This window comes from Albibacterium bauzanense (genome assembly GCF_004339765.1).
Lineage (GTDB): Bacteria > Bacteroidota > Bacteroidia > Sphingobacteriales > Sphingobacteriaceae > Albibacterium > Albibacterium bauzanense.
The window spans coordinates 647,664-674,646 of record NZ_SMGO01000001.1 but is presented as its reverse complement, the minus strand read 5'-3'; the positions used below and the strand labels follow the sequence as shown (position 1 = coordinate 674,646).

The 26,983-nt window shown below is 36.9% G+C and carries 21 protein-coding genes; 16 read left to right on the top strand and 5 right to left on the bottom strand.

Going from position 1 to position 26,983, the window contains the following annotated elements:
• Positions 1-45: 45 nt before the first annotated feature.
• The gene (locus C8N28_RS03100) at positions 46-2,211 is read left to right on the top strand and encodes a DUF5916 domain-containing protein (RefSeq protein ID WP_132221423.1); all 2,166 of its coding nucleotides are present in this window, start codon (positions 46-48) and stop codon (positions 2,209-2,211) included.
• Positions 2,212-2,234: 23 nt separating this feature from the next.
• On the opposite strand, the gene C8N28_RS03095 is transcribed toward C8N28_RS03100, so the two are convergent.
• Both C8N28_RS03095 and C8N28_RS03090 read right to left on the bottom strand, forming a co-directional pair.
• A complete protein-coding gene (locus C8N28_RS03095; RefSeq protein ID WP_132221421.1) occupies positions 2,235-2,783 on the bottom strand; it encodes a low affinity iron permease family protein in 549 nt (182 codons plus the stop codon).
• Positions 2,784-2,823: 40 nt separating this feature from the next.
• Positions 2,824-3,870, bottom strand: a complete 1,047-nt coding sequence (locus C8N28_RS03090; protein WP_132221419.1) for a DNA topoisomerase IB — start codon at positions 3,868-3,870, stop codon at positions 2,824-2,826.
• A gap of 97 nt (positions 3,871-3,967) precedes the next feature.
• Between C8N28_RS03090 and C8N28_RS03085 the strand changes: the two genes are divergently transcribed.
• Genes C8N28_RS03085 through C8N28_RS03075 form a run of 3 tightly spaced genes read left to right on the top strand, consistent with a single transcriptional unit; the run spans position 3,968 to position 6,116 of the window.
• Positions 3,968-4,306 (top strand): hypothetical protein, encoded by a 339-nt coding sequence (locus C8N28_RS03085; RefSeq protein ID WP_132221417.1) that lies wholly within the window; start codon positions 3,968-3,970, stop codon positions 4,304-4,306.
• A gap of 10 nt (positions 4,307-4,316) precedes the next feature.
• Entirely contained in the window at positions 4,317-4,754 is a 438-nt protein-coding gene (locus tag C8N28_RS03080; RefSeq protein WP_132221415.1) for a DUF2231 domain-containing protein, read from the top strand.
• A 60-nt stretch (positions 4,755-4,814) separates the two neighbouring features.
• Positions 4,815-6,116 (top strand): glycoside hydrolase family 2 TIM barrel-domain containing protein, encoded by a 1,302-nt coding sequence (locus C8N28_RS03075; RefSeq protein ID WP_132221413.1) that lies wholly within the window; start codon positions 4,815-4,817, stop codon positions 6,114-6,116.
• Between the two features lie 92 nt (positions 6,117-6,208).
• On the opposite strand, the gene C8N28_RS13935 is transcribed toward C8N28_RS03075, so the two are convergent.
• The gene (locus C8N28_RS13935) at positions 6,209-6,664 is read right to left on the bottom strand and encodes a cold-shock protein (protein WP_132221411.1); all 456 of its coding nucleotides are present in this window, start codon (positions 6,662-6,664) and stop codon (positions 6,209-6,211) included.
• A gap of 156 nt (positions 6,665-6,820) precedes the next feature.
• Here C8N28_RS13935 and C8N28_RS03065 point away from each other — a divergent pair, with 156 nt between their 5' ends.
• A complete protein-coding gene (locus C8N28_RS03065) occupies positions 6,821-7,150 on the top strand; it encodes a hypothetical protein (protein ID WP_132221409.1) in 330 nt (109 codons plus the stop codon).
• 15 nt (positions 7,151-7,165) lie between these two features.
• On the opposite strand, the gene C8N28_RS03060 is transcribed toward C8N28_RS03065, so the two are convergent.
• Positions 7,166-8,176 (bottom strand): LacI family DNA-binding transcriptional regulator, encoded by a 1,011-nt coding sequence (locus C8N28_RS03060; protein ID WP_132221407.1) that lies wholly within the window; start codon positions 8,174-8,176, stop codon positions 7,166-7,168.
• 229 nt (positions 8,177-8,405) lie between these two features.
• Between C8N28_RS03060 and C8N28_RS03055 the strand changes: the two genes are divergently transcribed.
• Genes C8N28_RS03055 through C8N28_RS03030 form a run of 6 tightly spaced genes read left to right on the top strand, consistent with a single transcriptional unit; the run spans position 8,406 to position 16,831 of the window.
• Entirely contained in the window at positions 8,406-9,758 is a 1,353-nt protein-coding gene (locus tag C8N28_RS03055; RefSeq protein WP_132221405.1) for a Gfo/Idh/MocA family protein, read from the top strand.
• 38 nt (positions 9,759-9,796) lie between these two features.
• Positions 9,797-10,864 (top strand): DUF6807 domain-containing protein, encoded by a 1,068-nt coding sequence (locus C8N28_RS03050; RefSeq protein ID WP_246012728.1) that lies wholly within the window; start codon positions 9,797-9,799, stop codon positions 10,862-10,864.
• Positions 10,865-10,867: 3 nt separating this feature from the next.
• The gene (locus C8N28_RS03045) at positions 10,868-12,337 is read left to right on the top strand and encodes a tagaturonate reductase (protein ID WP_132221403.1); all 1,470 of its coding nucleotides are present in this window, start codon (positions 10,868-10,870) and stop codon (positions 12,335-12,337) included.
• Positions 12,338-12,363: 26 nt separating this feature from the next.
• A complete protein-coding gene (locus C8N28_RS03040; RefSeq protein ID WP_132221401.1) occupies positions 12,364-14,007 on the top strand; it encodes a UxaA family hydrolase in 1,644 nt (547 codons plus the stop codon).
• Positions 14,008-14,045: 38 nt separating this feature from the next.
• Positions 14,046-15,455: a glucuronate isomerase gene (uxaC, locus tag C8N28_RS03035; RefSeq protein WP_132221399.1), complete on the top strand. Its 1,410-nt coding sequence runs from the start codon at positions 14,046-14,048 to the stop codon at positions 15,453-15,455.
• Positions 15,440-16,831, top strand: a complete 1,392-nt coding sequence (locus tag C8N28_RS03030) for an MFS transporter (RefSeq protein ID WP_394345255.1) — start codon at positions 15,440-15,442, stop codon at positions 16,829-16,831. The genes uxaC and C8N28_RS03030 overlap by 16 nt, the downstream gene beginning before the upstream one ends.
• Before the next feature lie 23 nt (positions 16,832-16,854).
• Here C8N28_RS03030 and C8N28_RS03025 read toward each other — a convergent pair whose 3' ends face one another.
• Positions 16,855-18,027: a family 1 glycosylhydrolase gene (locus tag C8N28_RS03025; RefSeq protein WP_132221397.1), complete on the bottom strand. Its 1,173-nt coding sequence runs from the start codon at positions 18,025-18,027 to the stop codon at positions 16,855-16,857.
• Positions 18,028-18,091: 64 nt separating this feature from the next.
• Here C8N28_RS03025 and C8N28_RS03020 point away from each other — a divergent pair, with 64 nt between their 5' ends.
• The 5 genes from C8N28_RS03020 (at position 18,092) to C8N28_RS03000 (ending at position 26,918) form a co-directional block, all read left to right on the top strand.
• On the top strand, positions 18,092-18,331 hold the full coding sequence (locus C8N28_RS03020) for a PIG-L family deacetylase (protein WP_221410181.1): 240 nt from the start codon (positions 18,092-18,094) through the stop codon (positions 18,329-18,331).
• 332 nt (positions 18,332-18,663) lie between these two features.
• Positions 18,664-19,827 carry a glycosyltransferase gene (locus C8N28_RS03015; protein WP_132221395.1) on the top strand — a complete coding sequence of 388 codons (1,164 nt, stop codon included), beginning with the start codon at positions 18,664-18,666 and terminating at the stop codon, positions 19,825-19,827.
• A complete protein-coding gene (gene glf / locus C8N28_RS03010) occupies positions 19,820-20,980 on the top strand; it encodes a UDP-galactopyranose mutase (protein ID WP_132221393.1) in 1,161 nt (386 codons plus the stop codon). Before C8N28_RS03015 ends, glf begins: the two co-directional genes overlap by 8 nt.
• 775 nt (positions 20,981-21,755) lie before the next feature.
• Complete coding sequence (locus tag C8N28_RS03005; protein WP_221410180.1) at positions 21,756-24,983, top strand: SusC/RagA family TonB-linked outer membrane protein; 3,228 nt, start codon at positions 21,756-21,758, stop codon at positions 24,981-24,983.
• 21 nt (positions 24,984-25,004) lie between these two features.
• Positions 25,005-26,918 carry a RagB/SusD family nutrient uptake outer membrane protein gene (locus tag C8N28_RS03000; RefSeq protein WP_165870291.1) on the top strand — a complete coding sequence of 638 codons (1,914 nt, stop codon included), beginning with the start codon at positions 25,005-25,007 and terminating at the stop codon, positions 26,916-26,918.
• Positions 26,919-26,983: the final 65 nt, after the last annotated feature.

Here is a 26,983-nt window from a genome sequence, read left to right as displayed (position 1 = left end):
ATATTTGGCCCCACAATTAACCATAAACCTTTACTGCCGTTGAATATGAAGAAAAATTTACTCGTACTTTTATTTATTTTCTCAAGCCTATTTGTCTTTGCCCAGAAAAAGAATGAATCCTATCGTTATCATATTAAAAAAGCTACTTCACCACTCGTAATCGATGGTGTGATGGATGAGGAATCTTGGCTGCAAGCAGAGTCTGCTAAAGACTTCTATATGATGGTACCCATGGATACAAGCTTCGCCAATGTACTCACAGAAGTACGGATGACCTATGATAATAAAAATATCTATCTTATTGCAATCTGTTATGATACCAATCCTGGGGCCTATGTAGTCGAATCGCTTAAACGAGATTTTTCTTTCAACAAGAACGACAACTTCTTATTATTTATGGACCCTTTTGATGGCCGCACGGATGGTTTTTCATTCGGTTCTAATGCTGCAGGCGCACAGTGGGATGGAAGTATGTATGAAGGCTCAAAAGTAGATTTAAGCTGGGATAATAAATGGACTTCGGTCGTAACCAACTATCCCGATCGTTGGGTTTTTGAAGCTGCAATCCCTTTTAAAAGTATTCGTTACAAAGAAGGAATCAAGGAGTGGGGGATCAATTTCAGTCGTTTCGATATAAAAAGTGGTGAGAAATCCAGTTGGGCACCCGTTCCACGTCAATTTCCATCCGCTTCGCTTGCTTACACAGGTATAATAGTTTGGGATGAAGTTCCGCCTTCTGCTGGGAGAAATATTTCTATTATTCCTTATGTATTAGGCGGTGTTTCGAAAGATCATGTAAATGGAACCCCAATAGATTATCGAAAAGATATTGGTGGAGATGTTAAAGTAGCACTTAATTCTTCTCTGAATCTGGACTTAACCGTTAATCCGGACTTCTCACAGGTTGAAGTAGATAAACAAGTAATTAACCTAAATAGATTTGAGCTGTTCTTTGCTGAAAAACGTCAGTTTTTCCTGGAAAATGGCGACCTGTTTGCAAATTTTGGTTATTCAAGTATTCGACCTTTCTTTTCTCGCCGTATTGGGTTAAACGCACCCATTCGCTATGGTGCCAGACTTTCAGGAAAGTTGAATAAAGATTGGCGTATAGGAGTTATGGATGTGCAGACTGGTGACGTAGATGAAGCTTCACTTCCAGCTCAGAATTACGGTGCAATTACACTTCAGCGGCGAGTGTTTTCTCGCTCTAATATTGCATTTATGTTTGTTAACAGACAGTCTACCGGTTCATTATCAAAGAATAGTACATCTCCTGATTTTAATCGTAATGTAGGATTAGAATATAACCTGGCTTCTTCCAATAACCTATGGTCGGGTAAGGCGATGGTCTTGAAATCTTTTACTCCGGATCAAACGCAAGATAACGTTGTGCAAGCAGCTCATTTGCAATACCTCAGTAAGAATTGGACATTCTACCTTCAAGAAGAGTATGTGGGTAAAAATTACCTTGCCGAAGTAGGTTACGTGCCTCGAAATGATTATGTTAAGATTAATCCGAAAGTATCACGTAACTTTTTCCCACAATCAGGAAACATATTAAGCCACACAGTACAACTGTCTTCGACCTATTATTTTGATGGATCAATGAACCGCACGGATAATGAAAGTATTCTGTCTTATATGGTTACCCTGCGCGATCAAAGTAGCATTACTGCTGCATTCAACAATAGTTATGTTAAATTGCTAAAACCATTTGATCCCACCAATATTGGAAAGGGATTATTAGCTACCGGAACTGAACATCAATGGAATACGGCGAGTTTAGATTACGTATCTAAACCACAAAGTGTATTAACTTATCAGCTAGGTGGCTCATATGGAGGCTATTATGCTGAAGGTACACGCTATAGTTTCACCTCTCAATTAGGATACCGTTTTCAGCCCTATGTTAGTCTTGCGATTGCCAGTTCTTATAATGACCTAAAATTGCCACAACCCTGGGGACATAACTCTTTCTGGCTTGTAGGTCCTCGTGCTGACGTAACTTTCTCTAATACGCTTTATTTTACAGCTTTCGTTCAATATAATGAACAGCTTAAAAATATGAATATCAACACCCGATTGCAATGGCGCTATAAACCTGCTTCCGACTTCTATATCGTTTATGCAGATAATTACGATCCTACTTCATCCTTCTCTGTTAAAAACAGACAATTGGTTGTAAAATGGACTTACTGGTGGAATTTATAAAGCTGTATTTACCTCAATTAATATTAGTCAATAGGTCGGGTAGGATCAATAGTTTGATTAGGTTTCTCGGGTGTTTTACTTTCTTGGATTTTAGAAGTGTCTCTGAATTTCTTTTTGGTTTCCCATAAAACTTTAGCTGCATCAATAGAGTGAGATTTGTGGATGTTTCCCTCACTTTTTGCTAATACAGCTAATTGGCCATAAAATTTATGCAGACTATCTAATTCCTCTTCTGTAAGATCCTCAATATCTACCATTCGGTTGCTTGTATATCGATTGGCAGCAATTAGTTCATTCAACTTTAATTGAATCGCCTTAGAATCTTTGTTCTGTGATTTCTGGATCAAGAAAACCATTAAGAAAGTGATAATTGTTGTACCAGTGTTAATTACAAGCTGCCAGGTTTCAGAATAATCGAATATCGGACCACTAAAAGCCCATGCAATTACGATGAAAGCCGCGCATGTAAAAGCTGTAGAGCTACCTGTCCAATTTGTTATCTTATTGGCAAATTTTTCGAAGAAGCTTTTCTTCTTAACTTTTGTTTCTTTATCAGTTGATGTGTTAAGCATAGGTTTTGAGTTTAGGATTCTTTATAAACAAGGTTAAATATTAATTGTTCTGAGTCGTGATATCGAGTAATTGTAGTAATTGTTTTTCAGCTTTTTCCATATCAGACAGCCTACCTCCTTTATGTAATGCTTTTTTAAAAAAAGGAACGATGGTTTGATCTTTATAAGCCTTTATTAATTTATCAGAAACGTAGTATTTTTTGCAAACACTTCGGGTATTCCCGAGCTTGGACGCTACGAAGTCATACATTTCAATGATATTTTTTTTGTATTGGGTTTGATTTTCAAAAGAACCTAATTCGCATAGCTTGCGAAATGCCCAAACTGTTCCATACCAGGTCCTGAAATCTTTAGAAGTAAAATCTTGTTTAGTACAGTATTGAATATATTCGTTGAGATCTCCTGAGTCGAGTATGCAAATGGAGCCATCTTTATCCAAATATTGAAATAAAGATTGTCCGCGTATCTCTTTGACATTCTTTAGCTGTTTAGCAAGGGAACGGTCGCTAACTTTAATTTTATGCAATACGCCTTTTTTTCCTCTAAAATTAAAAAAAATTACTGAACCATGAATCTGAACATGTTTATTTTTGAGAGTAGTTAATCCGTAGCTGTTATTCTGTTCGCGGTAGTAACTGTTTCCAGCTCTGATCAATGTTTCTTCCATTAATTGAAGTGCAATTGCAACTATTTTCTCTTTGGTAAGTTTTCTTTTCCGAATATCTTTTTGTATGTTTTTTCGAATACAAGGCAGCGCTCTTCCAAATTCAACAATTCTGGCAAATTTATTCTCATGCTGCATTTGCTGCCATTCAGAATGGTAGATGTATTGTTTCCTTCCTTTAATATCAATGCCGGTTGCTTGAAGATGACCGTTTTCTGCGGGGCTAATCCAAACATCTTTCCATGCAGGCGGAATTACAAGTGAATTAAAACGTTTTATAAGGTTTGGGTCTTTAACTTGAGAGCCTTTAAAATAATATATAGCTGTTTTTCCTTTTAATTTCCTGGTATATCCCTCAATAGTATCAGGGATATATCTTAATGTTGAAGACAGTTTGTTCGTTGATTCGGCTTTTGTTCTCATCTTAATTTCCAATTGAATAACTTAGAATTATGTAATTTGTTTGTAACCTTTATCGAATTCATAGACTCTATTTATTTGTAACTAAATAAATAAAGAAATGATATATACATCGATCGCATTATTTGCACTAACTGCCGCATTAGGCTTGGGTATTTTGATTAAATGGCTTACAAAAAAAGATGCTCCGCGCTCTGTAATTTACTCACATGGTATTTTTGCTGTTATAGCACTTTTACTATTGGTGATTTATGCAGTCCAAAATCCGGATAACTTCCCTAAAGTGAGTATTGTCCTTTTTGTTTTAGCTGCTATTGGCGGACTGTATATGTTTGCGCTCGATCTTAAGAAGAAAGCTAGTCCGCTTAATATTACCTTTATACATGCCCTCATTGCTTTGGGTGGTTTTGTAACTTTACTTTTGTTTGTATTTGCTTAATAACTGAAAGATGAAAGTGTTTGGACATCCTATTCATGTTATGCTAATCCATTTTCCTACTGCATTACTTCCCATGGAACTTGTATTTTCAGCGATTAATTATTTTAATCATGATTTGTCATTTCTGAATGCATCTTTCTATTTAATGAGTGCAGGTGTGATTTTAGGATGGGTGGCCATTGTGTTTGGTGCTTTTGACTTAATTGCCATTTTCGAGAATAAGCCAGATGCCATGAATAAAGCGCTTTTACATGGAGGGATTAATACAATTGTAATAACTGTTTATACAATATTAGCATATATTCAATATAAGAACTATCCTTTATTGGAGCCCGATAGTGTAGTAATGTTAATTATAAAAGTATTAACAAATGCTTTTTTGATACTTGGTAATTTCTTTGGTGGAGATTTAATTTTAAAATATAGAGTAGCCGTTAAAATTGAATAATATAAAAATAATTAGTGCTTTAAGAAAAACCTATATTAGTAGATTAATATAGGTTTTTGTATGAAAAGAGTTTTTTGTTTATCTGTTGCTGTTCTGTGTTTCTTATTGGTGAGTGTAGAGTTTTCTCAAGCTCAAGCTGTGTCAAAACCTATCAAGGTTGAGATACGGAAGGTAGGCAATACATATCAATTTATTAGAGGTGGAGAACCTTATTTTGTGAAAGGTGCAGGCGGAACAGGTTATCTGGATAGGTTGGCTAGCTATGGTGGTAATTCCATACGAACCTGGGGTTCGAACAATGGACAGCGTGTGCTTGATTCGGCTGCCAAACACGGATTAACGGTTTTAATGGGCCTTTCCGTTACTGCAGAAAGACATAATTTCGATTATAATGATACAGCAGCTGTAAGGAAACAGTTTGATCGTATAAAAGCGGAAGTAATAAAGTATAAGGACCATCCGGCTTTATTGGCTTGGGGAATAGGCAATGAGTTGAACCTTCAATATACGAATCCAAAAGTATGGGATGCTGTAAATGATATCGTTAAGATGATTCATGAGGTTGATCCAAACCACCCTGCAGGCACAATTTTAGCAGGTATTAATCAAAAGGAAGTCGATTATATCAAACAAGTAAGTCCGGATATGGATTTTCTTGGTATTAATATTTACGGAGATCTGGCTTCTTTGCCACAAAAAGTTCAGAATGTAGGCTGGAAAGGTGCTTATATGGTTACTGAATGGGGGCCGACAGGGCATTGGGAGAGTTTACAAACAGAATGGAAGATGCCGATAGAAGAAACGAGCAGTGAGAAAGCATCGGTCTATAAGAGGCGTTATGAATATTCTATTGAGAGAGATAAGAATCAGTGTTTAGGTTCCTATGTGTTTTTATGGGGGCAAAAGCAAGAAAGAACCCCTACCTGGTATGGGCTTTTTACTGAAAAAGGAGAAGAGTCAGAAGTGATGGATGCTATGGAATATCTATGGTCCGGAAAGTGGCCTGCTAACAGGGCCCCACATATTTATTCATTTCAATTGGATGGAAAGAAAGCTTCTGACAATATCTATTTGAAGCCAGGTGGCAGTTACAAAGTGTTTGCATCTGTTAATGACCCCGATAAGAATACTACATTAAATTATCGTTATGAGTTATTGCCAGAACCAACCGAAGTGGGAGAAGGAGGTGATTATGAAGCAAGGCCAAGTTCGATTGCGAATACTTTTACTGCCAATAATGGTAATGGAATGATTACTTTAAGAAGTCCTGATAAGGAAGGAGCATACCGCTTGTTTGTATATGCTACGGATGGGCAGAATAAAGTAGCAACGGCTAATATTCCTTTTTATGTAAAGAAGTAGATTCTTTAATTGCATTAAGTATTCCTAAGATATTACTATCAGTATATATCTTAGGAATTATACTTTATAATGGACGACAGATATTTGTCGGATTATTTCTGCTTTTTAACGCGAACAGCATTTAGTCCTTTTTGACCTTTCTCGGTTTCAAAAGTAACTTTATCGTTTTCTCCAAGTTCTTCTTCAAAACTGTTTACGTGTACAAAGATGCTTTCTTGCGACTCTTGATCTTTGATAAAGCCGTAACCTTTAGATTCGTTGAAAAAGGTAATGATCCCTTTTCTGATCAGGTCAGCCGGATCAGGAGCTTCTTGTTTAGAAACACCGATTTCAATGTCTTCTTGCTTGATGACTATTCTTTTCTTCGGATCGGGTGGGGTGAAGGTTAGATCGCCATTCTCATCCACATAAGCATACATTTCTTCAAGACTCTTGCCTTTTGATGAAGTGCTTTTGCGTTCTTCTCTCTTTTGTTCTTTATCTTGTTTCTTCTTTAATCTCTTTTTTTCTTTTTCTTTTTTGTTAAATGTTTCTTGTGATTTAGCCATATTTTGTTTTAGGATTATTGTTTTATTTTAATATTTTAATGATCGGTAAGGAGAAGAATGAATGAGCGCATCTAATGCGTAGAATGCAAATATACAGCTAATTATTGCCAATTACTAATGCTAGTATGATAATTGCATTATAAAAAGACAAGAATAATGAAAATCGTAAAAATCAATTTCCTTCCTAAGAAAGTCACAGCCATGGCTATCTTTCCTTTTGTTCTCGCAAAGGGAAAAGTAGGAGAGATTATAATGAATCATGAACGGATACATTTAAGGCAGCAAGTTGAAATGCTTATTCTTCCTTTTTATCTGTTTTATGTAATCGAGTATATAGGACGTCTAATTCAATATAAAAATATGGACAAGGCATATAGAAATATATCCTTTGAAAGGGAAGCTTATATGAATGAACAAGATTTTGATTATTTAAAAAAGAGGAAGTTTTATGCGTGGGTGCGGTATTTAAAAGGCTCTTTTAAGTAATATAATCCCCAGGCTTTATTTCTGTTTTATTAATTCGGTATCTAAAACGATAGATTCAAATTCAGTTACCGGATATTTACTTTCTATTAATTGAACAAGCATGTTCATGGCTACTCTGCCCATTTCGAAAGCCGGCTGACGGACACATGAAAAACCAGGTTGAAGCAGATCTAATATATCCGAATTTGAGAATCCGGTTACCGCCGGATGTGTTTGATGTGGTGAAAGCTTTTTAAGCGCGGTTAAGCAGCCAATACTTAGACGATCACTAGCCACAAAAATCGCATCTGGTTTCTCATCCATACTGATAAAGTATTTTATGGCATCTTCTACTTCCTGTTGCAGTCGGCCACCATGGTGACAGTATCTAACCATAGAATCTTTAGCTTCCATATTGTTAACACGCAAAGCTTCCTGATACCCCTCTAATCTTTCTTTTGTAATGGATAAGTGCGGAGCATTTGCTAAATGAGCAATTCTTTTAAAGCCTTTATCGATGAGAGCTTGCATTGCATCTTTTGTTCCCTTTTTGTTATTTGATGTCACCGTATGGGTATCAAAGGCAGATATAACCCGGTCAAAGAATACAATAGGCAGTCCTTGTTTATGAAGTTTTAAGATATGCGAAAAATCCTTGGTTTCTGCCGACATAGATACAAGCAGGCCATCGACAGATCGGTTCGCTAAATGTTGTATATTAACAACCTCTCTTTCATAAGAGTCATGACTTTGAGAGATTATTACATGATAGCCTTTACTGTATGCTATAGATTCAATCCCATCAATTACTTGTGAAAAGAAATTATTGGCTACCTCGCAGACAATGATTCCTACAGAATAGCTTCTACGTTTTCTTAAACTTAAAGCAATTGGGTTCTTTTTATAGTTATGCTCTTCGGCATAATCAAGAACTCTTTTTTTTGTTTCTGTATTAATTTCATAGCTATCGCTTAATGCTCTAGATACTGTAGATGGCGAAAGATCCAGTGCAGTTGCAATGTCTTTGAGTGTAATTGGTTTGAACACGGTTTATTTGTTATATAACCAAAGATAATAAAATGATTAGTTAGTCCAATTGTTATTTTCAGATGGAAACGTTACCGGTATCGATTGCGTAGTTTTTTATACTAATAAAGTCGTTTTTTTCGTAATTAAGTAGTAAACTCGTTAATTATGACATAGTTACTCTGTCCTAACCAATACTTTTATATAAACTCTGTATTTATAAAAGATGATTATTAAATAATTACTTATTATGGAAAAAAACAATTTAGAAAATTCAAGAAGAGATTTTATCAAGAAGGCTTCACTAGGTGTAGGTGTACTTGGTTTATCAACAATGGGGGTTAATGCTAAAAGCTACAGCCGTATTATGGGAGCTAATGATCGCGTCCAGGTAGGTATTGTAGGTTTTTCTAACCGTTTTAGAGGCTCTTTGGTTCCTTCATTTATGAACCATGCAAAAGAGCTTAATTTTGAATTTGTAGCTGTTTCTGATATCTGGAATCGTCGTCGTGATGAGGCAGAAGCATATATAAAAGAAAAAACGGGCAATACAATTAAGAAATATCGTAATAACGACGAGCTGCATGCTGCAAAAGGAATTGATGCCGTAATTATTAGTACAGCAGATTTTCAACATGCTTTAATGGCAGCAGAAGCTGTTCGTAATGGCAAAGATGTATATGTAGAGAAACCAATGGCCGAAACATTAGAAGATGCTAAAATTCTTTTGAAGGCTGTTCAGGAAACAGGAAAGATATTGCAAGTAGGTTCTCAACGTAGGAGTGCACCTAATTATATAGCTGCCAATGAATATATCAGATCTGGCAAGTTTGGTGATATTAATATGGTGGAAATGACCTGGAATGTAAATCAGCCGGGCCGTTGGCGTTTACCGAAATTGGTAAGTGAAATTCGCCAGGAAGACACAGATTGGGATCGCTTTCTCATGAATAGACCAAAAGTTGCCTGGGATCCACGTAAATATTTAGAGTTTCGTTTATTCTGGCCTTATTCTTCTGGTATTTGGGGACAATGGATGGCTCATCAAATTGATACGGTACATTGGTTTTCAGGTTTAAATCATCCAAGAAGTGTGGTTGCAAATGGAGGTATTTATACTTGGAAAGATGGACGTCAGAATCCTGATACAGCAACAGCAGTAATGGATTACGGACCGGCAAATGATATGAGCAAAGGGTTCCAGGTTCTTTATTCTTCTCGTTTTACAAATTCAGCAGGAGATGTTAAGGAATTGTATTACTCAAATGGCGGCATGCTGAATTTGGATACAAATCAAGTGACATCAGAAGGTGGATTGACAGAAAGATCGGCAGCAGAAATGGGAATGAAAGCTAATTTATTAACTCCTTTTACATTAGCAAGTGCTGCAAAAATGGAGACATCTGCAAATACTGGTGGCGACCCAATGACTTCTCTTCATATGCGTAATTGGATGGAATGTGTTCGTAGTAGAAAAACGCCGAATGCTTCGGTACAAGCAGGCTATAACCATTCAGTAGCGAATATTATGGCAAGAACAGCAATGGAAACTGGTAAAAGAGTAACATTTGATGATGCCAAACAAGAAGTTGTTACTAGTTAATTGATACATAAGATACATAGATTTTTTAAGCAAAGAAAATGATCAAAAATTATAAACTATACAAACCCTTAATCTTAGGGGGATTGATGTTGTTTATGGCATGTTCTTCACAGCCATCTAATGAGACAACACGTTTTAATATAGTAGAGAATGAAGCCGATAAACGTATAGATATTACGGTAGATGGTGAGCCATTTACTTCATATATCTATCCGGACGAATTGATGAAGCCTGTATTATATCCATTGCGGACATCAAAAGGCACATTAGTTACAAGGGGTTGGCCTATGGATCCTCGTCCGGGAGAACGTGTAGACCACCCTCATCATGTTGGTATGTGGTTTAATTATGGTAATGTTAATGGCTTGGATTTTTGGAATAACTCAACAGCCATACCTGACGAGAAAAAGGGTGATTTTGGCACCATTAAGCATGTTTCGGTTAATAATATGACTGCAGATAATGATAAAGCCGTGTTAGAAGTAACCATGGATTGGCAGAAACCAGATGGTACTAGTCTTTTAAAGGATGAAACCAAATATATCTTTACTGAAGAAGGTGATGAACGTGCTATTGAATTAATCACAAAGCTGACTGCCTTAGATGAAGATGTTTCTTTTATGGATAATAAAGAAGGTCTATTAGGCATTCGTTTAGCTCGTGAACTGGAACATCCTTCTGATAAACCTGAGAAATTTACTGATGCAAATGGAATAGCTACTGATGTTGCGCAAATGAATAATGAGGGAGTAACTGGCCTGTATCGTAGCAGTGAAGGAATTGAAGGTGATAGCGTTTGGGCTACCCGTGGCAAGTGGGTTAATTTAAATGGAAAAATAGGCGATGAGCCAGTTTCGTTGGTTATTCTTGATAATCCAGGAAATGTAGGTTATCCGACCTATTGGCATGCTCGTGGTTATGGATTATTTGCTGCCAACCCATTAGGACAAAAAGAGTTTAGCAAAGGCGCAGAGACATTGGATTATAAACTGAAAGCTGGAGAATCAGTAGTATTTAAATATAAAGTACTCATTAATTCTGGTAGTAATCTTTCTGATGATCAGGTAAATGCAGCGTTTGACTCATTTGCTACTTCTAATAATTAGTAAATGGCTAAACTGAATAAAACTCTTTTGAAAGAAAATAAACTATCAAAAGAGTTAACAAGCCCGGTTCAAGGCTGGGATCAATTACCTGAAAAGGTTTTACAGTTTGGTACAGGTGTTTTACTTCGAGGCTTGCCTGATTACTTTATTGATAAAGCTAATCAACAGGGCGTGTTTAATGGACGTGTCGTTGTTGTAAAGTCCACCGTTAAAGGAGGAATAAGCGAGTTTGAAGATCAAGATAGTCTTTATACACTGTATATTAAGGGAATAGAGAATGGTAACGAGGTTCAGAAGTCGAAGATAATTTCTTCCATTAGCAGGGTGCTTGCCGCCAATGAAGATTGGGAAGAGATAATCGATGTTGCTATGAAAGATGAGTTAGAGCTTGTTATATCGAACACCACTGAAGTAGGTATTGTTTTAGATACAAAAGATGATTTAAAAGCAAAGCCTCCACACTCGTTTCCTGCTAAGCTAACGGCATTACTATACAAGCGCTTCCTGCATTTTAGGGGTGATGAAAGTAAAGGCCTGGTTATACTACCTACAGAATTGATCAGTGATAACGGGTCAAAATTGAAAGAAATTATAATCGAGCTATCACGGATCCATAATCTCGGTGAAGACTTTATTAACTGGATTAAACAAGCTAATCATATCTGCAATACGCTTGTTGACCGCATTGTGCCTGGAAAATTGTCTAAAGAGGACCAGAAACAGGAAGAGTTACAATTAGGATACATGGATGATTTAGCAATATTGGTTGAACCATTCCGGCTTTGGGCTATAGAGTCTAATAGTGATGAAGTGAAAAGAGTACTTTCATTTGCCAGTATTGATAAAGGGGTGGTTATTGTGCCTGATATTGGAAAGTTGAAAGAGCTTAAACTGCGTTTGCTGAATGGTAGTCATACATTTTCATGCGGATTAGCCCTGTTATGTGGTTTCTCAACTGTAAAAGAGGCCATGAGAAATGAAGATTTCGTTCTTTATCTGCAACATCTATTACAGGAAGAAATTATTCCAGCTATTACGGGAGAAGAGATTTCTGTGGCAGAAGCTAATGACTTTGCCGGACATGTGGTTGATAGGTTTAGCAATCCATTTCTGGATCATTCTTGGAAGAGCATTTGTTTTAATTATACTTCAAAATTGCAGATGCGTACAGTCGCTTTAATAGAGAACTATTCGCGCAAACGACAGGTTGCACCTCAATACATGGCTTTAGGATTTGCCGCATATTTACTTTTTATGAAAGATGTTGAAGATGAGTCGTCTTTAAATTCTTTATGGAAAGAATATGATCTAAATGAATTGGTAGATAGAATATTGAAAAACCAGAAGCTTTGGAATACAGATTTAAGCAAAGTTTCTGGTTTTGCTGAAGCAGTAAAAACACAGTTGCAGCTTTTATTGAATTATCCGGCATTAGAAGTAATCCGGCAGATGAATAATAATCAAAATAAATAATAAAGAGTTTTTTAGATAATTAGAAGATGTTGTATCGAGTATTAAAGGTGCACCCTAATGATAACGTGTTAGTTGCCCTGCAAGATTTACAAGCAGGAGAGACTGTTGAATATAAGGGGATATCTTATCTGTTGAAAGAGGCAATTCCTGCAAAGCATAAGTTCTTTACAGAGGATTTAAAGGAAGGTGATTCCATTATTATGTATGGTACTTTAGTAGGAAGACCGCAATTTGATGTGAAGATGGGTTCAAGGATGAGCACCGATAATGTGAAACATGCAGCCGCAAAGTATCAATATCGCCCTTACAATTATCATTGGACAGCACCTGATGTTCATAAATTCAAAGACAGAACTTTTAATGGTTATCATAGAAGCGATGGTAATGTAGGTACAGCAAATTATTGGCTGTTTATACCCATGGTATTTTGTGAAAACAGGAACCTGGATGTAATTCGCGAAGCATTGCATAATGAATTAGGTTATGCTGTAACAGATAAATACAAGGCTGGAGTTCATCTTCTTCGTGAGTTGTATGAAACAGGAAAAGAGATTCAAAGTGCTGATTTAAATATTAAAGAATCTGTTGTGCCTGTAGATCGTCTGTTTAAAAATGTCGACGGAATTAAGTTTTTGAACCATCAAGGTGGTTGTGGAGGTATAAGACAAGACTCTGAAGTTCTTAGTAAACTACTTGCAGCCTATGCAGATCATCCTAATGTTGCCGGAGTAACTGTTATGAGTTTAGGATGCCAGAATTTACAGGTTAAAGACTTCTTGACTGATCTGAAGTTACGCAATCCAAACTTTGATAAACCCATGCACGTCTTTGAACAACAGCGATCATTGAGTGAGGAGCAATTAATTATGACTGCCATTCAGAAAACTTTTGTGAGCTTAACTGAAGTGAACAAAATAACCAGGAAAGCGGCTCCTTTAAGTAAATTAACGATTGGTGTAAAATGCGGAGGAAGTGATGGTTTTAGCGGGATATCTGCTAATCCTGCTGTTGGTTATTGTTCAGATCTATTGGTTGCATTGGGAGGAAAGGTATTATTAGCCGAGTTTCCGGAACTGTGTGGAACTGAGCAAAATATAATTGATCGTACGGTCGATGAAGCTGCTGCCAGAAAGTTCATTTCATTGATGACCGCTTATAGCGATTCTGCTGAAAGTGTGGGTTCAGGATTTCATATGAACCCTTCACCCGGTAATATTCGGGATGGATTGATTACCGATGCTATTAAAAGTAATGGAGCGGTTAAGAAAGGTGGAACGGCCCCTATTGTTGATGTGTTGGATTATACAGAGCTTGCTGTTAAGCCAGGTCTGAACCTTGTTTGTACGCCTGGAAATGATGTAGAAGCAACTACAGGAAAGGCAGCGAGCGGGGCGACACTTATCTTATTTACTACCGGCCTTGGTACACCTACTGGTAATCCCGTTTGTCCGGTTATAAAGGTATCATCAAATAGTAAGCTCACGAGTAGGATGGGAGACATCATCGATATTGATTGCGGTCCAATTATTTCAGGAGATAGAACCATTGAAGAAATGGGAGAGGAGATCCTTGAGTATTGTATTAAAGCGGCATCCGGAGAAGTTATTCCTAAGGCAGTACAGCTTAATCAAGATGATTTTATTCCTTGGAAACGCGGTATATCGCTATAATACTGTATTCAGAAGCAAAACAGATAAAACTAATAAAGATGAAACAATTTTTAGATAAGGACTTTTTATTGAATACTAAAACTGCACAGACGCTGTATCATGATTATGCAGCTAAAATGCCCATCATTGATTATCATTGTCATTTGCCACAGCAGCAAATTGCAGAAAATACTCAGTTTGAAAATATTAGTCAGGTATGGCTTAATGGCGATCATTATAAATGGCGTGCACTTCGTTCCAATGGTGTTGACGAAAGCTATATCACAGGTGATAAGCCGGATAGAGAGAAGTTTCGTAAATGGGCTGAAACAGTTCCTTATACATTGAGAAACCCTCTGTATCATTGGACTCACCTGGAATTACAGCGGTATTTTGATATCCATGAAGTATTGGATGGGAAAAGTGCCGATAGAATTTATGATCAATGTCAGGAAAAGCTACAGACCGAAGATTTTCGAGTAAGAGGTCTCCTAAAGAAAATGAATGTAAAAATGGTTTGTACTACGGATGATCCGACAGACTCACTTAATTTTCATCAACAGCTTAAAGATGAGGGATATGAAATTCCTGTTTTACCAGCTTTCCGACCAGATAATGCGATGAACTTAGATAATCTAAGTAAATTTAGTGCTTATGTAGCAAAGCTTGAATCGGCAGCTGATATTTCCATCTCAACTTATTCAGGTTTTTTAACTGCATTAAAGAACAGGCATAATTTCTTTGCCAAAATGGGCTGTACCGTATCTGATCATGGATTAGAAGAAGTTTATTCTGATGACTATACCAAAGAGGAAATCAGCAGAATCTTCGACAAAGCTATTGCGGGTAAGGAAGTTTCAATAACAGAACATCGTAAATTCAAATCAGCCATGTTAGTAGAGTTTGCTGAATGGGATGCTGAAAAAGGATGGGTACAGCAATATCATTTAGGAGCTTTAAGAAATAATAATAGCCGGATGATGAGCCATTTAGGCCCTGATACTGGTTGGGATTCAATAGGAGATTTCTCACAAGGAAGAGCACTGTCTAAGTTCCTTGATAGACTTGACAGAGATAATAAATTAGCTAAAACAATACTGTATAATCTTAATCCGAGTGATAATGATTTGTTTGCTACCATGATTGGTAACTTCAATGACGGGTCTGTAGCCGGGAAAATTCAATATGGTTCGGCATGGTGGTTCCTCGATCAAAAAGATGGCATGACCAGGCAGATAAATGCCTTGTCGAATATGGGGCTGCTTAGTCATTTTGTAGGAATGCTGACAGATTCAAGAAGTTTCTTATCCTTCCCTCGTCATGAATATTTCAGACGCTTATTATGCGATCTCTTTGGTACTGAAATCGAAAATGGTGAGATACCTAACAATATGGAATGGGTAGGTAAAATTATAGAAGACATTTCCTTTAATAATGCAAATAAATATTTCGGATGGAACATACGATGAACGCTACTAAGCCCTTAGGCAATTATAGATGGACAATTTGTGCACTGCTTTTTGCAGCCACTACGATTAATTATTTGGATAGGCAGGTTCTGAGTTTGCTTCATCCTATGTTGGAAGAGAAGTTTAACTGGACCAATACTGATTATGCAAATATTACATCGGCGTTTCAATTCGTATATGCTTTTTCAATGCTTTTTGCAGGGCGCATCATTGATCGCCTTGGAACAAAGTTGGGCTTTGCAGTAGCAATTATAGTTTGGTCTATCGCGGCCATTCTACATGCTTATGCAATTCCATTAGGCGAAGGAGTTGTTTCCATTTTGGGCCTTGTTGGGATAACAGGTTTATCAGTTTCTGTTATTGGATTTATTTTAGCACGTTCTTTTTTAGGTGTTGGCGAGTCTGGTAATTTTCCTGCTGCTATTAAAGCTACCGCAGAGTATTTCCCGAAGAAAGATCGCTCTTTTGCTACAGGTATATTTAATTCAGGTTCAACTGTAGGAGCCATTATAGCTCCGTTAACTGTGCCCTGGATGGCATTACATTGGGGATGGCAGAGTACATTTATTGGTATAGGTGCTGTTGGTTTTCTTTGGTTAATTCTTTGGTTCTGGTTTTATGAAAAACCCGAAAAGCAAAAAAGACTTTTTGCTGAAGAATTAGCCTACATTCAAAGTGATAATGAAATTGTTGAAATACCTGTTGATAAGGAAGAGGTTGTAGCTAAAAGAGTTCGCTGGACAAAGCTATTGACTTACAGGCAAACATGGGCTTTTACTATTGGTAAATTCATGACCGATGGTGTATGGTGGTTTTTCCTGTTCTGGTTACCATCATATCTGAAGGCAGAGTATGGTATGACAGGAACCGATATTATGATCCCGCTTGGGGTATTATATGGTTTGACCATGTTCGGTAGTATTGGGGGTGGTTGGTTTCCAATGTATTACATTAAAAAAGGATATAATGCATACGATGGTCGGATGAAAGCAATGCTTATTATAGCCTTTATTCCTTTATTAGTTTTATTAGCCCAGCCTTTGGGCGATATTAGCTATTGGATACCGGTAATTTTAATAGGAATTGGAGCTTCTGCACATCAGGCGTGGTCTGCAAATATCTTTACTACCGTATCAGATATGTTTCCTAATATTACAGTGGGGTCCGTTGTAGGAATAGGTGGCATGGCTGGTGGTATAGGCGGTGTAGTAATGAGTAAACTGGCTGGTGCGCTTTTCGATTATTATGATAGCATCGGCGATCTCCATACTGGTTATTCAATTATGTTTGCAATTTGTGCTGTTTCCTATCTAATTGCATGGGTAATAATGAAAGCCCTGGTTCCAAAAATGAAATTAGTTGATCTGGATGATTAAAGACGATCAGAGCTTAGACGAAATTATAACCTAGTTTTCGATATATAATTTGAAGATATAAGCTGGCAATCAATTATTTTATTGGCGTATTCTTCATTAAGCTGTCTTCTTATTCCATTTTCAGAAATATGATCCCAAACCCCAGAATGGTGCCATTTATCTAAATGGTCCCAATCTGGCCGGTCAATAATAGGATATATACATATACCCCAGAAAGGAATACCTTTACTTAATACGATATTACATTCATCAGAAATGAAATGTATCCAGTTAGGACGATGTTCTCCGCTATGGCTGGTTTCAGCTAGTATTATCGGGAAATGATAACGTTGATAAACCTCTTCAATTAATGAATGTAAAGGGCGCCACCTTGGATCAGAATGTTCATTAGCCCATGGTAAAAAAATTCCTTCAATGCTATTATGAACCCATTGGTTATTATAATAGAAATTTAGGCCTATTATATCAACACATTCGGGTGTGCCGCCTAATTCCGGACAAATCTTTCCGGTTAACATGTCAAGTACCTGGAATTGATTCTCATGAGCAGCTTGTGCCAATTTAATTTGCTCTTCTGTCGAATCTAAATTTGGAATTATGCTTACCAAAGGTTCAGTACTAAGTATCTTAAAATTAGGGTTAATTTTTTTCAAACACTTAACACCTTCAATGTAAGCATGCATAAGTTTATATTTCACGTTCCATCCTTCTGCTGTACAAAAAGGAACCGTTCCGGCGGCTTCTCCTCCTAACCAGGATATAAAACTTACTTCATTGATGGGAGTGATGATGAGTTCTTTCTTCCCATAGTTCTCAATGAAAAAATTAGCAAAAGCAGTACACAGTCCTACAAATCGCTGAGTAAATTGTGGATGCAGAGGTGATAGGTCATCAGGGTAACCGAAATGGCAAAGATCCCATACTTGTTGTATACCAAGCTGATCTCCTGTATCCATCATGAACTTTACCGTATCAAAATCGTAATGAAATGGCTTAGTTTCTACAACGCTCCAACGAATTCCTTCTCTGACAGTATCGATATTCATCTGTAGAAGCATTTCGTAGTCAGATTTTAACTGATTGATATGGTCTGTTTCCTTTAATAAGTCTACGCGATCACCAAAGCAGTTAATCTTATCACTGCATTCAAAACCTCCCATCCAAAAGGATTGAAAAGGACTTTCTTTATAACTCATAACCGGATCTGTCTTTTTATCTAGAACTGTTTTGCTGTGAAATTGTTTAGGTTAAAAACCTCATATGGAAACTTTAAAGGCTGCTCTCGACTCTTCTTTTATCAAAGGACCTATAATATCAGATTCAAGTAGTTCAGTTATCGGAAATTCGTTGATTTTGGTGCCTCATCCTGATGACGAATCTTTAGCTTGCGGTGGAACAATTGCCCTATTAAGAAAAAATAAATTTTCGGTGCATTTAATCTTTATTACCGATGGTACAATGTCTCATCCAAACTCCAAAATCTATCCTCAAAAAGGTTAAGAGACCTGAGAGAAGAAGAGGCAAAGAAAGTACTAAAAGGTATGATCATGATAAGACTCTAAATCAAGATAGATAACTCTCTTAAACGCTTAATGGTTTATCAATTAAGTAAAACACGTATATATTTTTATCGGTAAGTATTTATACAAATGCTAGTCTCTTTGTTCGTGGAAGAATATAAAGGTGCGCAGATTCGTCAAGTACTTTTCCTTAGCAAAATGGATATTTATCTTCTTTAAATGGCGTATATACCTCGAAACATTCCCTCCTGTCAGCTGGTTGATCTTGCAAGCAGTTTACTCTGTTTGTACATACCTAAATCAAAATAAAATATGGAAAGCTTAACTGAAATACCACTTAAACACATTCTTTGTTTCTCTCATTTACGCTGGGACTTTGTCTTTCAACGTCCCCAACATTTATTAAGCCGTTTTGCTAGTAATGCGATTGTTTATTTCTTTGAAGAACCAGTTTTCGATGCTTTGAATGAGAATTATCTTTCAATCTCAAAAAGAGGCAAGAGGGTAAATGTTATTGTGCCGCATTTGAAAGAAGAAATAGATCCACAAGCTGTTAATGCAACATTGACAACGTTGCTTGATAAATTTCTGCTGGATGTAAAAATGGATGATTGGGCCTTTTGGTATTATACTCCTATGGCCTATGCGTTTACTAATAAATTCAAACCTAAATTGATTATTTATGATTGCATGGATGAACTTTCTGCTTTTAAGTTTGCTCCAGTCGAATTAGTAAGCCTAGAAAAAATACTAATGGAAAAAGCTGATATAGTATTTACCGGAGGACACTCGCTGTATGCAGCTAAAAAACAATTGCATCCAACAATTTTTCCTTTTCCAAGCAGTATTGACAAAGAGCATTTTACGAAGGCCAGATCACAAAAGATTCAACCAGATGACCAGATAGATATAGCAGGTCCAAGGATCGGTTTCTTTGGAGTAATAGATGAGCGATTTGATATCGAATTAATTAGAAATATTGCTAACGAGCGTCCAGATTGGCAAATAATTTTAATTGGTCCGGTGGTTAAAATCTCTGAAGACATCCTGCCGCAGAATAGCAATATTCATTATTTAGGGCAGAAATTATATAATGAATTACCTGCTTACCTATCCGGGTGGGATGTTGCCTTAATACCTTTTGAACTGAATGAATCAACCCGATACATCAGTCCAACCAAAACGCTTGAATATCTGGCAGCAGGAGTACCCGTTGTTTCAACCCCAATTTACGATGTTATCAATCCTTATGGCACTAATAACCTGGTTCATATTAGCGGCAACTCACATGGTTTCATAAAAATTATTGAAAGTGAATTGAATAACCCGGATAAAGGAGAGTGGTTGAGAAAAGTAGACGAGTTTATGAAAGATCTTTCCTGGGATAATACATATGTGAATATGTTAACTCAAATAAAGAAAGTCTTACAAAACAAGAATTCAACATCATTAATGGATAATAGCGCATATGTATGACTATATGATAGTTGGGGCCGGATTCGCAGGAAGCGTATTGGCTGAGCGGTTAGCAAGAGTAGAAAATAAAAAAGTACTTATAATCGATAAAAGAAATCACATTGCTGGAAATGCTTATGATTATTACGATGAAGCAGGCATTCTGGTTCATAAATACGGACCGCATATCTTTCATACAAATAGCAAAGATGTATTTGATTATCTGTCTAAATTCACGAAGTGGAGAAACTATCAGCATCGTGTACTAGCGAGTGTTGACGGACAACTACTACCCATACCGATTAACCTGAACACGATAAATACAATGTATGGGTTGAACCTTAGCAGCGATGAACTAACAGAGTTTTTTAAAGAGCGCTCAGAAAAGAAGAAAGAAATCCTGACTTCAGAAGATGTTGTTATAAACAGCGTTGGACGAGAATTATACGAGAAGTTCTTTAAAGGCTATACTAAAAAGCAATGGAACCTTGATCCTTCAGAACTTAGCGCATCGGTCATAGCCCGTATTCCTACCCGCACCAATAAAGATGACCGATATTTTACCGATACTTTTCAAGCGATGCCTCTATACGGTTATACAAAAATGTTTGAAAAGATGTTAGATCATCCCAATATCCACATCATGCTGAATACTGATTATAAGGATATTCTAGGGGTAATTGCATATAAGAAACTAATATATACGGGGCCGATTGATGAATATTTTGATTTCCGCTTTGGGAAATTACCCTATCGTTCTATTGAATTTAAATTTGAAACATTAGATCAGGAAAAATTTCAGGAAACCGGTACGGTTAACTATCCCAACGATTACGGTTTTACCAGAATAACTGAGTTTAAGTATTTAAGTGGGCAAAAGCATCACAAAACATCCGTTGTTTATGAGTTTTCAAAGACAGATGGTGATCCTTACTATCCCATCCCCAGGCCAGAAAATGCCTTGTTATATAAAAAGTATCAACAGCTCGCGCTGCAAATGGAAAACACTTACTTTGTTGGACGCTTAGCAACTTATAAATATTATAATATGGACCAGGTTGTTGCGCAGGCCCTAGCTACTTTTAAACAAATTAGAGACAATGAAATAGCGAATGCAAATATTTTGGCAAATCATAAAATGATTTTAAACAGTAAAGACCTTTCCGAGATATAAGTATCAGGATATCTAAATTTTGAGATAAGCATTCTTTTATACTTGTGCATGTTAAACAGAGAATAAACAAAGGCCAAGCAGTGGATGAACAGTCATTATACCACTGCTTGACCACTGTTCAACCACTGTTCAACCACTGTTTGACTACTGTTCTTTATGAATAAGTGTTTTGCCTGTTTTACCCCATTATAGCTATACACTTTCGTTTATAATTATCGAGTCTTTAATAACTCTTTAATATCCTTCCATATGAACAGTTTTACGTTAATAAACTGTAAAGCCCTTTCAATGTAAGACCAGATAATTATTGGTCTTTTGATACAATAGAACGAAATATAGAACTAACATTATTAACGCAATCGTTACCGGTAACGATTGCGTTAATAATGTTAATGGAACTGTGTTTTTTATAAAAATATATATCTACATTGAATTAGTAACGCGTTAGAAACAGCGCGTTAAAACCGTTATAAAGAGAACGTTACAGAATTTTTGTGCTTAATATTTCTTTACTTATTTGTAGTAAGGGTTGGAGAAAAACAGATAGTTTATTAATCATTTTTCGAGACCGTTTGCAGAAGATTGAAGAATTCATTTTAGGAGTTAGAGGTTGTTGTCTGACTACGAATGATTATAGGATTAAAGAGAAATTGAGCAAAATTAAATAACAGTAAATATCGTAGCCTAAGGGATACTTAGAAAGCTATGATGGGATTGTGAGGCACCGTCGTTGGTGTAGTGGTCATAAAATTATTTAACATTATTTTTTAATATTATGAAACAAAAAAAATTACTAACAACCTTATTGTTTTTTATTGCCCTTTTTGAAGTTTCAGCTTACTCTCATTTTGAAGTCCGATCAAATATGGAGTTGAAACCTTCAACTTCTTCTGAGAAAGAACTGATTAAAGACTTTAAGAAGATAAGGCCCGGCTTAACTGTAACGAATTCTCAACTACAAAGAACAGTAACTGGTAAAGTGACGGATTCTTCTGGTGAATCGCTTCCTGGCGTTACCGTAGCAGTAAAAGGTACTTCAAATTCGACGATGACGAATGCTGAAGGAAATTACTCTCTTTCTAATCTTCCTGGAAATTCTGTATTGCAGTTTTCTTTTATAGGAATGCAAACTCAAGAAGTTAATGTTGAGAACAAGACCGTAGTTAATGTTGCTTTAACAAGTTCATCTATTGAGATGGAAGAGGTAGAGGTGGTAGTAGGTTATGGTGTACAGAAAAAAGTTAATGTAATCGGCTCTGTTTCTACTCTATCATCTAAAGAAATTACGGCAACACCAACTGCTAATGTTTCTAGTGCATTGAGCGGTCGGGTACCAGGTTTATTTGTTACACAGTCGAGCGGCCGCCCCGGAGCAGATAATGCAACATTAAGTATCAGAGGAACTGCAACTATTGCAAATTCTTCTGGTAATACCGCAGTGCTGGTTGTTGTTGATGGTATTCCGGGCCGTGATCTCAATTCTATAGAACCTGGTGATATTGAAAGTATCTCTGTTTTAAAAGATGCTTCAGCAGGGATTTATGGTTCTCGTGCTGCTAATGGTGTTATCCTTGTAACTACAAAATCAGGAAGAGAAAGCCCTCCAAGATTTGAGTTTGATTTTTATTCAGGATGGTCTTCAGCATCCTTGCTTCCAGAAATGACAGATGCTGCTACCTATGCAACCATGGTTCGGGAAGTACAATCTTACAGAGGTATTGCTGAAGAAAATATGGCCTATTCTGTTGAGGATGTTGATAAATTCAAGTCTGGAAAATATCCATGGACGCATCCTAATACGGACTGGTTTAGTACCGTAATAAAAGATTATTCTAAGAGCGATCACTATAGCTTTAGGGTATCGGGAGGAACTAAAGATGTTAAGTATTATGGTGCCTTTGGTGCACAAACGGATGATGGAATCTATAAGTCGGGTTCTTCATCCTATAATCGATATAACTTTCGAGTTAATTTAGAAACAACATTAAATGATTATATCACTCTGAATCTTAATTTAGGAGGTTCTCAATCAGATATAATGGATCCTTATAATACTTCTTTCAGCAGTATTATAAGAAATTTACCAGTATCGACAGCTATTTGGCCAACTGGTGAACCTGGTCCTGATATTGAGAAAGCTCAACAGCCGGTAACAGACACCGATGCTAGTAAAACGGGTTATACTGATTATAAGCGCTACAGAAGTGAGAATACGTTAACTGCTACGGTAAAAGTTCCCTGGGTAGATGGGTTATCTTTAGTTGGTAACTATTCTTATGATATGTTTTTTGGCGTACGAAAGTATGTAAGAGATCTGGCAACTTTATACTTTCTGGATGAAGCAGCTTATTTAGCCGCCGGAAATGATGGTAGTCAGAATGGACAGGCTTTTCTTAAACCGCAGATAAGAGCTGAAATTGCAGACCCAAGAGTAGAAGATACTTATAGTGATTCAAGAACTATAACAAGCAGTTTTAAGATAAATTATGACAAATCGTTTGATAAGCACTCTATTAGTACGTTTGCTGCTGTTGAAAGCATGGAGTTTCTTAGTAAAGGGATTACGGCATATCGTAGAGGCTTTCAAACAACTGAGCTGCCTTATCTGAATTTTGGATCTACGGAAGAGATGAGTAACAGTTCGTCTGCAGATATAGATGCCCGATTGAACTTTTTCGGAAGGCTTGCTTATAACTATGATAGCAAGTATTTGTTCGAATTTACTTTTCGTCGGGATGGTTCGCTTAGATTCTCAAAAGATGTTGGCCGCTGGGGAAACTTTCCGAGTGTTCTCCTAGGATGGGTTGCATCAAGAGAAGATTTTTGGGCGAACAATCTTTCAGCAATTAATTATTTTAAACTAAAAACTTCATGGGGACAGCTAGGAAATGATGCGGTGATACCATTTCAATATTTGGCAATGTATGCAACCGGTACTGGTCAGACATTTGGGCCATCAAGAAGTTATCAATCAAGTTTATATCAGGTTGGAGAGCCCAATCCTTTTATAACCTGGGAAGTTGCAAATGTTTTCAATGCAGGGTTTGAATCTTATATGTTTAATAGCAGAATCAAATTTGACGTGGATGCTTTCTATCAAAAACGCACAAATATTCTTGTCGCCAGAAATGCTTCCGTTCCGGATTTTACAGGACTGTCTTTACCAGATGAAAACTTTGGAATTGTAACTAGCAAAGGCTTTGATGCATCGCTTGGATATAACAATAAGGCAGGTAATTTCGATTACTCTATTACAGGTATGTTTTCATTTGCACGAAACAAGATTGTAGAGTATGATGAGCCTGAAGCTTCTTATGACTGGCAAAGATTGACAGGGCATTCTACTTCTGCTTTCCTTCAGTATAAAGCTATTGGAATCTATAAAGATGAGGCTCACGTCAATTCTACACCTCACGTTCCGGGAGCAAGAGCGGGTGATGTAATATTATACGATTATAATGACGATGGTGAAATTACGGAAGCCGATAGGATTGTTTATAATCTTAATGGTAGCCCGGAAATAACCTTTGGAGTTAACCTTTCTCTAGGTTATAAGAATTTTCAATTGCAAGCATTGGTTCAAGGTGTGGGGAACAGCTGGCGGAGGATTGCAAATTCGGAAGATGATTTTATATACATGGGAACTTTCGGAAATTACTTTCAATATTATGCCAATGACAGATGGACTGAATCTAATACCGATGCAACAATGCATAGAGCTTTTGAAAGGGTAGAGGAATATTGGAGAAAAGATGCTTACCTGGCCAGTTCTGATTATTATAATATGGCCTTTGCACGGCTTAAAAACGTTGAACTTTCTTACACATTACCAGAAAGTGTATTAAAAACGATTAAGGTGAAAGGTGCAAGTGTATATGTTACAGGTAAAAATCTCTTCTTCTTGTACAACAAAAATGCTGTAGGAACTGATCCGGAAGTATCATCCGTTTCTACTTATCCAACCACCAGGGTGTTAGCATTGGGTGCAAGAGTATCTTTTTAATTTATATTAATTATGGAAGTTATGAAACAATATTTAAACGGTTTAATTTTAGTTGTCCTTTTGCTTTGTTCTACTGCATGTACTAAGGATATTCTGGACAAAACTCCCTTAGATCAATATTCTGATGAAACTGTATGGTCTAACCCGGAGCTTGCTAGTTCTTATCTGAATTATTGTTATGATGGCCTTGGTCATGGATTTCAAAGCGTTAAAGCAAGTAATTTCACTGATGAAGCAATATTTGGCAGAGGGGCTAGTACTACTGCTCTGCTTAATGGAACAATGTCTCCGGATGCATCGTTGAGTAATCATTTTATGGAACCTTATCGGTGGTCACAATTTTCGCAAATTCAGCGTATTAATAAATTCCTTGGTAAAATAGATGGAATTGCTGATACTTATCCTGAAGGACAGAAAGCTGATATAAAGGCTAAGACTGATGTTTTGAAAGGAGAAGCTTTGTTTTTGAGAGCATTTAATTATGGTAATATGGCGCGTAGTTATGGAGGTTTACCATTATTGGATAAAGCAGCTGAATTAAATGATGATTTTTCAACAATTACAAGAGCAACTTTTGAAGAAACAATTAATTTTATTGTTGCTGATTGTGATGCAGCAGCAGCTCTGTTGCCGTTAAAATCGCAGCAAGTGTTAGGAAGAGCTAATAAAGAAGCAGCTTTAGCACTTAAAGCAAGAATGTTATTATTCGCTGCAAGCGATCTTACTGCCGGAGATGTGTCTGGCATAGGTATAAATGAAACTAATGCGCTGGTTCATTATGTAAATCCAAACAGAGTAGCCTTATGGACTGCTGCAAAAAATGCAGCTAAAGATTTAATGAACCTTCCGGGATCTTCTTTAGCATTAGCTGATTTTGGAGCAGCTAGTGGTAATAAAGAAACTGTAGCACAAAATTATAGAGCTTTAACCGGCAATAGTACTACTCCTGCTGATGGTGAATTTATATTTGCTAAAATGTTTGATCAGGCGCTTGGTACCAGACATCGTACTAACCAGGTAGATGGGCCAAATGGCTATGATGGACTTTATGGAAGAAATGCTCCTTTACAAAGAATGGTTGATGAATACGAGATGGAAGATGGTTCAAATTTCTTTGATCATTACTATATTGAGGAGGTTTCTGAAGGTTCAGGGACCGGAAGGTACATAAAAAATAAACCAGATGCAGGCTTTAAAAGTCCAAACCCGTACCACAATCGCGAAGCAAGGTTTTATGCCAATGTTTTGTATGATAGTGCCATCTATAATATTGAACCAAGACCTTCGAGTTTGAAACTTCGCGATCCTCTAGGAATTTATGACAGGCGTACACGTATTACCATTAATGCTGATGGATCGGAGACTGTTCTTTATGGTTTGGATACACGAAATGGCCCTATTGTAGCTGGTAATGGTAATTACGTTGGTTATTTGACAATGAAATGGGTACAGCAAGGTGTTACAGGTAGTACGGGTTATAATTCGAATATCTGGCCATATTTACGTTATACTGAAGTAGTGCTTGGCTATGCAGAAGCTTGTTGGGAGTTGGGCGAATATGGAGAAACCAGAGAATGGGTGAATTTTTTCAGAAATCGTGTACTTCTTCCTAATACTACTGCGACCGATGCAGAATTAAGAGATGCATTGAGACATGAAAGAAAGATTGAGCTCTATGGCGAAGAATCGAGATGGTTTGATATAAGAAGGTGGTTAATTATGGATGAAACCATGACATTGCCTCAATACGGTGTGGATATTACTGAAGTAACTGATAAAAGACAGACGCCTGAAAAAGTTACAACCACATGGAAATATAATCAAGCGATGCCAAACAATGTTTTGATCAATGCGACTTATTGGTTGCCGATTACAACAACAGAACGACAAAAAGCACCTCAATTGTTGCAGAATCCAAACTATCGTCAGGATTAGCAAGTAAGGTTAATTGAATAAATTCTTAGCTCCTGCGAAGTTTTGGCAATTGCCAAAACTTCGCA

Coding starts and splice junctions, on each gene's coding strand:
- C8N28_RS03005 (WP_221410180.1), top strand. CDS start 21,756: ATGAAACAAAAAAAATTACTAACAACCTTATTGTTTTTTATTGCCCTT.
- C8N28_RS03030 (WP_394345255.1), top strand. CDS start 15,440: ATGGAACATACGATGAACGCTACTAAGCCCTTAGGCAATTATAGATGG.
- C8N28_RS03065 (WP_132221409.1), top strand. CDS start 6,821: ATGAAAATCGTAAAAATCAATTTCCTTCCTAAGAAAGTCACAGCCATG.
- C8N28_RS03000 (WP_165870291.1), top strand. CDS start 25,005: ATGAAACAATATTTAAACGGTTTAATTTTAGTTGTCCTTTTGCTTTGT.
- C8N28_RS03050 (WP_246012728.1), top strand. CDS start 9,797: ATGATCAAAAATTATAAACTATACAAACCCTTAATCTTAGGGGGATTG.
- C8N28_RS03090 (WP_132221419.1), bottom strand. CDS start 3,870: ATGAGAACAAAAGCCGAATCAACGAACAAACTGTCTTCAACATTAAGA.
- C8N28_RS03045 (WP_132221403.1), top strand. CDS start 10,868: ATGGCTAAACTGAATAAAACTCTTTTGAAAGAAAATAAACTATCAAAA.
- C8N28_RS13935 (WP_132221411.1), bottom strand. CDS start 6,664: ATGGCTAAATCACAAGAAACATTTAACAAAAAAGAAAAAGAAAAAAAG.
- C8N28_RS03095 (WP_132221421.1), bottom strand. CDS start 2,783: ATGCTTAACACATCAACTGATAAAGAAACAAAAGTTAAGAAGAAAAGC.
- C8N28_RS03100 (WP_132221423.1), top strand. CDS start 46: ATGAAGAAAAATTTACTCGTACTTTTATTTATTTTCTCAAGCCTATTT.
- C8N28_RS03080 (WP_132221415.1), top strand. CDS start 4,317: ATGAAAGTGTTTGGACATCCTATTCATGTTATGCTAATCCATTTTCCT.
- C8N28_RS03020 (WP_221410181.1), top strand. CDS start 18,092: ATGGAAACTTTAAAGGCTGCTCTCGACTCTTCTTTTATCAAAGGACCT.
- C8N28_RS03075 (WP_132221413.1), top strand. CDS start 4,815: ATGAAAAGAGTTTTTTGTTTATCTGTTGCTGTTCTGTGTTTCTTATTG.
- C8N28_RS03025 (WP_132221397.1), bottom strand. CDS start 18,027: ATGAGTTATAAAGAAAGTCCTTTTCAATCCTTTTGGATGGGAGGTTTT.
- glf (WP_132221393.1), top strand. CDS start 19,820: ATGTATGACTATATGATAGTTGGGGCCGGATTCGCAGGAAGCGTATTG.
- uxaC (WP_132221399.1), top strand. CDS start 14,046: ATGAAACAATTTTTAGATAAGGACTTTTTATTGAATACTAAAACTGCA.
- C8N28_RS03055 (WP_132221405.1), top strand. CDS start 8,406: ATGGAAAAAAACAATTTAGAAAATTCAAGAAGAGATTTTATCAAGAAG.
- C8N28_RS03085 (WP_132221417.1), top strand. CDS start 3,968: ATGATATATACATCGATCGCATTATTTGCACTAACTGCCGCATTAGGC.
- C8N28_RS03015 (WP_132221395.1), top strand. CDS start 18,664: ATGGAAAGCTTAACTGAAATACCACTTAAACACATTCTTTGTTTCTCT.
- C8N28_RS03040 (WP_132221401.1), top strand. CDS start 12,364: ATGTTGTATCGAGTATTAAAGGTGCACCCTAATGATAACGTGTTAGTT.